Origin of the sequence: Chthoniobacter sp., from assembly GCF_040003245.1 — a bacterium.
In the GTDB taxonomy this organism is placed as follows: Bacteria; Verrucomicrobiota; Verrucomicrobiia; order Chthoniobacterales; family Chthoniobacteraceae; genus Chthoniobacter.
Map to the genome: position 1 here is coordinate 1 of NZ_JBDUCX010000301.1, position 7,452 is coordinate 7,452.

The 7,452-nt window shown below is 62.2% G+C and carries 4 protein-coding genes and 1 pseudogene; 1 reads left to right on the plus strand and 4 read right to left on the minus strand.

Annotated features, from left to right (window positions below; translation table 11 throughout):
* The 4 genes from ABJF10_RS27575 to ABJF10_RS27590 form a co-directional block, all read right to left on the minus strand.
* The coding region (locus ABJF10_RS27575) for a DUF1552 domain-containing protein (protein WP_348547840.1) at nt 1–1,024 on the minus strand (1,024 nt) is incomplete at its 3' end.
* Between the two features lie 21 nt (nt 1,025–1,045).
* Nucleotides 1,046–3,508, minus strand: coding sequence for a DUF1592 domain-containing protein (locus ABJF10_RS27580; RefSeq protein WP_348547841.1), 2,463 nt, complete (start codon nt 3,506–3,508; stop codon nt 1,046–1,048).
* Nucleotides 3,505–4,686 carry a G protein-coupled receptor LGR4 gene (locus ABJF10_RS27585; protein ID WP_348547842.1) on the minus strand — a complete coding sequence of 394 codons (1,182 nt, stop codon included), beginning with the start codon at nt 4,684–4,686 and terminating at the stop codon, nt 3,505–3,507. Before ABJF10_RS27585 ends, ABJF10_RS27580 begins: the two co-directional genes overlap by 4 nt.
* A 143-nt stretch (nt 4,687–4,829) precedes the next feature.
* Entirely contained in the window at nt 4,830–5,540 is a 711-nt protein-coding gene (locus ABJF10_RS27590) for a hypothetical protein (RefSeq protein ID WP_348547843.1), read from the minus strand.
* A gap of 546 nt (nt 5,541–6,086) precedes the next feature.
* Between ABJF10_RS27590 and ABJF10_RS27595 the strand changes: the two are divergent.
* Nucleotides 6,087–7,452 (plus strand): annotated as a pseudogene (locus tag ABJF10_RS27595) (hypothetical protein); the annotation flags it as partial.

Consider the following 7,452-nt stretch of genomic DNA (forward strand, 5'->3'; position numbering starts at 1 on the left):
AGCTGAATTGCTCGATGAGAAAGGTGTCGGTCTCGGTGAGGCGGCGGAGTTGCTCGGGATCGCCATTGTGGTGGGAAAGGCCGTGGCGCGTCTGCGAGATGCCGATCTCCGGGATACCGCTGGCCTGCGATTCGCTGCCGATCATGCAGGTGATGACACGCGTGCTGTCCGTGCGCAACGCGAGCACCATGAGATCGTAGAAGAGGCGATAGTATTCGCCGGCCTCGGCCATGCTCAGCTTGCGCGTCAGCTTGGCGACTTCATCGGGAGAAACCTCGGGTTTGGGAATATCCAGCCAGGAGTTGGCGCGCTCCGTCCGCTCCTCCACCTGCCGGACGGCGGTGAGGTATTCGTCGAGCTTGTCCTTGTCTTCACTGCCGAGCTTGTGGCTCACGCGCTTCGCGTCGCCGGCCACGAGATCGAGGATGCTGCCGCGCCGCGCCAACCGGCGGCGAATGACATCCTTGCTGTCCTTTTCCACGCCGAAAAGGTTGTTGAAAATCGTCTGCGTATTCCGCTCCGAGGGGAGCTGGATGCCATCGCGCGACCAGGCGAGCGAATTGCCTTCGATCGCGAGTTCGAGTGAGGAGAAACGGGTCGTCGCGCCCTGGACTTCGGCGAGGAGTTGATCGGCGGAAACCGTGTTGCGGAAGGGGCCGCCGTCGCCGGGGACATTCGCGCCGGTGAGCCACACCTTTTCGCAGTTGTGGTGTTTGCCGATGACCATCGGGTGATGCAGGCCGCTGATCGGCGTGATGTCCGCCCGATGCTTTTCGAGCACCTTCAGCGGGCGGCTGAACTCGTAATCCGCGCCCGCTTTTTCGATCTGCCAGGTGAGCGTATTCACGCCGTTTGGGATGTAGAGGAAGACGCTGCGCTTCGGCTTGAGCGTGGTTGCATCCGTGGTGGCGCGCGCGCTGGCCGGGAGCATGGCATTGAGCAACGGCAGGGCGATGGTCGCACCGAGTCCGCGCAGCACGGTGCGGCGGCTGATTTGCCAGTGGTTGAGGTTCAGGTTGCTCATCGATTTTGTGGGGTTGGGGTGTTACCGTTTCTGAAATAGATCCGATGTGACGAGGGCAGTTAGAATGTCTTTTACCCGGTAATCGGCCGTCTTGCCAGCGGCGGCGATGGCTTTGAGCTGATCGCGATCGTCGAAGGACACTGTGCGACGCAGCGCATAGGTGGCGAGCTTTTCGGTGAAAGTGCGGTTAAAAGCATCGAGATCGGCGAGGAGCAGTTTTTTGAATTCGGCGGCGTCCTGGTAGGTGCGGCCATCGGGAAATTTGCCGCTCGGATTCACGGAGGGATCGGCCCCGGTGCCCTCGGTCTTCTCGGTGGTGCGCCAGCGGCCGATGGCGTCGTAGTTTTCAAACGCCAGCCCGAGCGGGTCGATCTTCGCATGGCACGCCGCACAGCTCGCATCGTGAATGTGGGCCTCCAGCTTCATGCGCAGAGTCGCCTTGGGCGCGGTGACGGGATTGGTGGCGATCGGCTCCACGTTCGCGGGGGGCGGGGGCGGCGATTTGCCGAAGATGGACTCCATCACCCACACGCCGCGATGCACCGGGCGATGCCGGGTGCCGTCGGACGTGAGTGAAAGAATGGCCGCCTGGGTGAGCAGACCGCCGCGGTGGCTTTCCGGCGTGAGCGCCACCCGCTGGAAGCCGTCGCTGGGCAGTCCCTCCGCCGGGAGCCCGTAGTATTCGGCGAGTCGGGAATTCGCCATCGTCCATTTGGAATCGAGGAACTCGCGCAGCGTGTAGCCGCCCATCAGCACCTCGTGAAAAAACGCGCGCGTCTCGCCGGTCATGCAGGCCTCGAGCTGCTTGTCGTAATCCGGGTAAATCATCTTGTCCGGCGGGAACATCCCGACCTTGCGCAGCCGCAGCCACTGCGAGCTGAACGCATCGGTGAATCGCTGGGCCCGTGGGTCGGCGAGCATCCGCGCGACCTGCCGGGCCAGTTCCGCCTTGTCGTGCAACTGGCCCGCTTCCGCGAGCGTGAAAAGTTCGGCGTCGGGCATCGTGCTCCACAGCAGATAGGAGAGCCGGCTCGCGATCTCCCAATCGTTCAGCGTCTGGCGCATCACAGTCGGGTCACCCTCGGCCACGAAGATGAAGCTCTTCGAGCAGAGGATCGCCGCAGTACCGGCCTTCATCGCACTCGGAAATTTTTCGCCCGCCTTCAACTCCGCCTCCACGATGCTGACAAAGCCGTCCAGCTCTTCCTCCCGGACGGGGCGCCGGAAAGCGCGCGTCGCCAGCTTGCGCAACGCTTCGCGTGCCTCCGCCAGATCGCCTTCGGTCTTCGGGCGGTAGTCCTCGCGCAGTTGCCGTTCCTGATCGGTAATGATCGGCCCGCGCCAGGAGATGGAGTGCAGAATCAGGAATGGATATCGCGGCCGGCCTTGCTCGTCGGTGAGCTTGATCTGCCACGGCATGCGCCCGTCTTTCAGGCTCACAAACGGACGGCTGCCGTGGCGTCCCGAGCGCGGGAGATTCGAGGGCCCCGGCACATCGTTATAGACCTCGATGGTCGGCCGCCCCTTCGGCAAATGCGCCCGGAAAGTCACCGTGACCGGGTGGTCTTCCGGTGCCACGATGTCCTGCTCGAAGAGCGTCCGGTCGAGCTTCGACTCGTAAACCTTGATGCGCGGCGCGCGGCCCTTTTCCGGTTTCAATCCACTGATCGTGTAGCTGATTTCGTAGATCCCCGTTTCGGGCAACGGATCCTTGAGCAGCGAGTAGCGGAAGATGTCCCCGGGCCAGATTTCGTAGGGCAGCTTTTCGAGCACGCCCATCTCTTGCAGTCGCTCGCGATGCCGTTCATTGACTTGCTCGGCAAGGTAAGCGGGTTTGCTTCCACCGAAGGGTTCCGGCGGCTTGGCGCCTTTCCGCAGCGGCGGAATCTCGGGATAGGCCTCCGACAGAATCGTCTCCGCGGCGGAGAGGTATTTCTCCACGTTCGAAGGTGACAAGGTGAGCACCGAGCCGATGCGCTCGAAGCCGTGCCACTCCGGGTCTTCGAGAAACGCTCCCGGATCCGTGGCGTCGAATTGCACGCCGAGTAGATCGCGCACCGTGTTCACATATTCATCGCGCGTCAGCCGATTGTAGGAAACCGGCGGACGCATCGCCATCCGCGCCGCTTCGCCTTCTTTCATCCGCGCGGCAATAAAATCCACGACCGCACCGCTCTCCTCCGCCGTGGGCCGGACCTTCACCTTTTTCGGCGGCATCTCGCCGGAGTTGATCCGCTCCATGATCTCCAGCCACTGCGGTGTGTTTTCAAAGCCGATCTTCGGCGAAAGAGTGTCCATGCGGAAGTCACCCTTCTGCGTCGTCGAGTCGTGGCAGTCGTAGCAGTGCTGCTCGAGATACGCGTTGAACTTCGGGTCCAGCCCCGCGGTTGGCGCCGGTTGCACCGCCGCCCGCGCCGTAGCAGCGAGCAGCAGCGCGCCGAGCCACGGTGTGCCGCAGGCAAGGAGAGCGAACGTCTTCTTCATTGAAACTTCACGTCCACCTTCGGCAGCAACGCCTTGATTTTCGCCTGCGTCTCCTCCGGATAACTCTGCGGCCGGCGGATGAGCTTCAGCTCTTTGAGAAAGGCAAAGGCCTGCAACTGTGGCAGCCGCTCGTCGGGCAATTCGAGGCCGCCGAGTTCGAGTTGCTCGAGCTGCTTGAGATTGGCCGCGGTCTTGAGCCCGGCATCGTCGAGCTTCTTGCAATCCGTCAGCGTCACGCGCTTCAAAGTCGGGATCGCCTTGATCGCCGCAATGCTGTCCGCTTCGCTGAATCCTTCGCCAAGTTGAAGGTATTCCAGCGGCAGGCCGACGAGGTTTTTCAAGGCGGCGGCGGTCGCATGCGCGCCGAGTTCCAGGCCCTTCAGTTTCGTGAGCTTCGCCAGGTTCGGTGCACCCGCGTCGGTGAACTTCGCGTGCGCGAGACTGATGCTTTCGAGATTCGGCAAATGCTCGCAGAGCTGCTTGAGCCCTTCGTCATCGATGCTGCTGCCCCGGTGGCTGACGCGGGTGACCTTGGTCCAGCCCGTGCACTTCGCATAGGCGCGGCCCGTGATCCCAGTGCCGACGAAGGAAAAGGTCTCGAGGTTGGTCAGCCCGGCGAGCTTTTCCATGCCCGCATCCGTGAGCTTGCCATTATTGGTGAAGCTCAGCTTTTTCAGATTCGTCAGCAGTCCGATCGGCGCGATCCAGTCGTCGTTGAATTTGGTCGAGATGACGTTCAGCGACTCCAGCGCGCTGAGGTGGCCGACGTGCTCGAAAAAGGCCGCGTCGTACGGATCGCTCTCCCGTTTGTCATGCGGCCCGGTATTGGGCACCGCGAGGTCGACGAGCTTCAGCGTATCGAACAGTGCAATCGGTCCGCCGCAGGCCTTGGCCAGCGCCTCGGGCGTGGTGTTGACGCGCTCGACCTTGCCTTTCGCGCCTTCGACCGTGCGCGCGACCGCTTCGACGTGCGGCGCCTGCGCAGCGGCGGCGAGAATATCTTTCGCGTGGTCCTGCAACGCGCGCTTCAGTGCCGCGTCGGAGGTTTTGGCCACCACCGCATCCAGGTCCGCCTGCGCGGTGACTTTGGAAAGATCCGGCGGCCCGGCCAACGCGGATCCAGTGAGGGCCAACGCGGCGGTCAGCGTGAGGAGGAAAGTGAATTTGGAAAGAGACATTTTGGGGCGACTTGGGGATGCGCCCGCACCCGGCTGGCCATGCCCGATATTCGGTGGCCATTGCCGTTGCAGGCTTGTCTCTTCAAAGAGTTGCTCGAAGGCGGGCAGCTTAGGAAGAATCACGGGCGATTTGACGACGAATTTCAACTGATCAGCAACAGACGCGGCGGCCGGTCGGGAACGGTCTCGGGAGCGCGGTGGATGCAAGGGGGGACAGGGCTGCCGGGATACTGGATGGCGATGCGCCAGAGATTGCCCAGGCCGAACGAAAACGGCTGCGCGCCCGGAGCAGGGGCGTAGTGGAGATCGTAGCAACTCTCTTTGAGGTACTCGAGAAAGTCGTCGCCATCTTCGCCTCCGAATTGCTGGAGCAGTTCGGCCCGGGTCTCGGGGACGTCCACGCGCCGGCGCGCCTCGTCGTTGCGCAGGCCTTCGGAAGCCGCCTCGGTGTAGCTGCATAGATAGGTGTCGGTGGCCACCGGGGCGCTGTCGGCGTGGAAGGAATAGACGTCGGTGGGCACGGCCTCGGTCGGTTCATCGCGCGGGTAGGCGTGAATACAGTCGAGGATCGGGGCCAGTCCGTGCGCGTGGAGGAGTTGCTGGTCGTGGAGGAGAATGTCCGCCGCCGCCCGGCCTGCGGCGCTCAAGGAGAGAGCGCGGAGGCGCGACTCATCGAGCGTGTTCATTCCCTCGCTGAGGCCCAACTGGTTCACGACTTCGCAAAAATCCCCCGGCAGCGTGCGTTGCCAGCAAAGGGCGTTGACGCCATTCCCGAAGGGAGTCGTGACCAGTTCCGCAAAACTCTGCACCACCTTGATGCGGGTGTAGCCGGCTGGCAGGGTGAAGGGAGTCATGCGTGTCTTGATGAGGTCATTTGGGAGTTGCGGGGGACGGTGAAAAGCTAAAATCACTGCGGGTGTTCCGATCCGGAGAGAGATGGATGCGTGTCATCGAAAAGGGGCATAATACCACGGGACGCCGTCTCCAAGGCGGGTGCCGACATTGGCGGGAAGACAGCACGGCTGCTATCCGACGCTCCTTTGAAACGCAAATCGTTCCAGCACAGGCTGTCGCGCGAGTTTTTGAGGAATATGGCAACACTCTGTTGTTGCCGGGCCCCAAGCGCATGAGGTTTGTATTGTCGTAAACTACTTATAGTTAGATATTTACGTTTGGCTTATTTCCTGCAATTAAATTTCCGACGGTCGCTCGGAGGAGGCGGGGTGGTTTGTTACGTTTTCGTGACGTCTACAGAGAGATGATGAAGGTTATTATTAATCAGTTGCTTCCGTGCTCCCTCTCGGGTAATGCCAGCAAGCTCCGCACGCTGTAGTGCGGGGACGCCCCATTACGCCCTCAATTCCCGCATGATATTAAACCGGTCATGGCTCTCCCTCTTTATGGCCGGGTGTCTCTTGCCCCGGATGGTGTGGGCGCAGGATCCAGATAGCGGCTCTGCGCCGGCCCCGGCTGCGGGTGGCTCGGCGCCGGCAGCGCCGTCGACGGGTGGGCCGAGTTCGGCATTCGGTGCGGCGCCGGCAGCGCCCTCCACCGGCGCGAACCCGAACACGCCCAACCAGGGCGCGACTCCCAATGGGACGCAAAATCCGTCCGCCCCTGGGCAGAATCAGGGGACGCCGGGAGCGGGGACCGGCACCGACCAGGACAACACCACTGCGGGAGGCAGTGCGTCTGCTTTCGGAGCCACCGAAAAACCGGGCCCGCAATTGCAGCAAGCTCCGGCCAGCTTCGCGGTGCCGGGATTTTACGGACGTGGTACGCAGACCTACACGGTAGGCGAAGGGCGGCTGGCGCGGCCGCGTTTTCGTTTTTCGGGAAACGTCTCCCTCGGCTACGACGACAACGTCTTCCAGACTCCCACCCATGGCCAGAGTGTGCCTGACGAAAAGGTGCAGGTCCAGCAGACGGCTGGCTCGCCCGCGGGATCGGTGGAAGTCTCAGTGCCCTCCGGCGATCCCAATATTCCCGACTCCGTGCAGACGGTGCAAATCCCGGCGGTCGCCCCCAAATTTCGGACGGTGACCATCCCCGGCGTTCCGGAAGCGCAACGCATCGCCAGTTGGATCACCCGGACGGATGTGAAGTGGGATGTGCAGTTTGCCAACCGGCGGACGCTGTTCACTTTCGATGTCGGCGGCGGCGTGGACTACTATTGGAATCGCCCGGGCAAAAAGGCGGACTATACGGGAAATCTCTCTCTGGTGTATCTGCGGAGATTGACCGGGCGCGCGCAGTTCACGACTTCGCTCGATATGTCCTACCAGTCGCAGCCGGATTTTTCACAGCCGAACACGCCGAGCTCCAGCAATGCGGGCAGTTACCTGACGACAAACATAAAGACCGATCTGTCGTATCGGCTCACGCCGCGATTTAGCACCGTGACCAGCGTCTCCTACAGCGCGGTGAGCTACGCAGAAAAGACGCAGAACTCCTCCAATTACGCGACGACTACCTACGGCACGGAGTTGAGGTATCTGTTTTCACCCCGCCTGACGGTAGTCGGCGAGGCGCGTTACAGCGCGGACATGCACGCCAACAATTCGGCGTTGGATACGACCACCTACTTCCTCCTTCTTGGTGGAGATTTGACGCTGAGTCGTCGATTCACGGCGTCGCTGCGGCTCGGTGATCAAGTGCAGTCGTTTCAGAATCAGGGCAATCAGGTCGATCAGGGCGGCGGCAGCGGTTCCTCGCCCTATCTCGAGGCCACTCTCAATTATCGTTTGGGCCAGGGGACCATCCTGC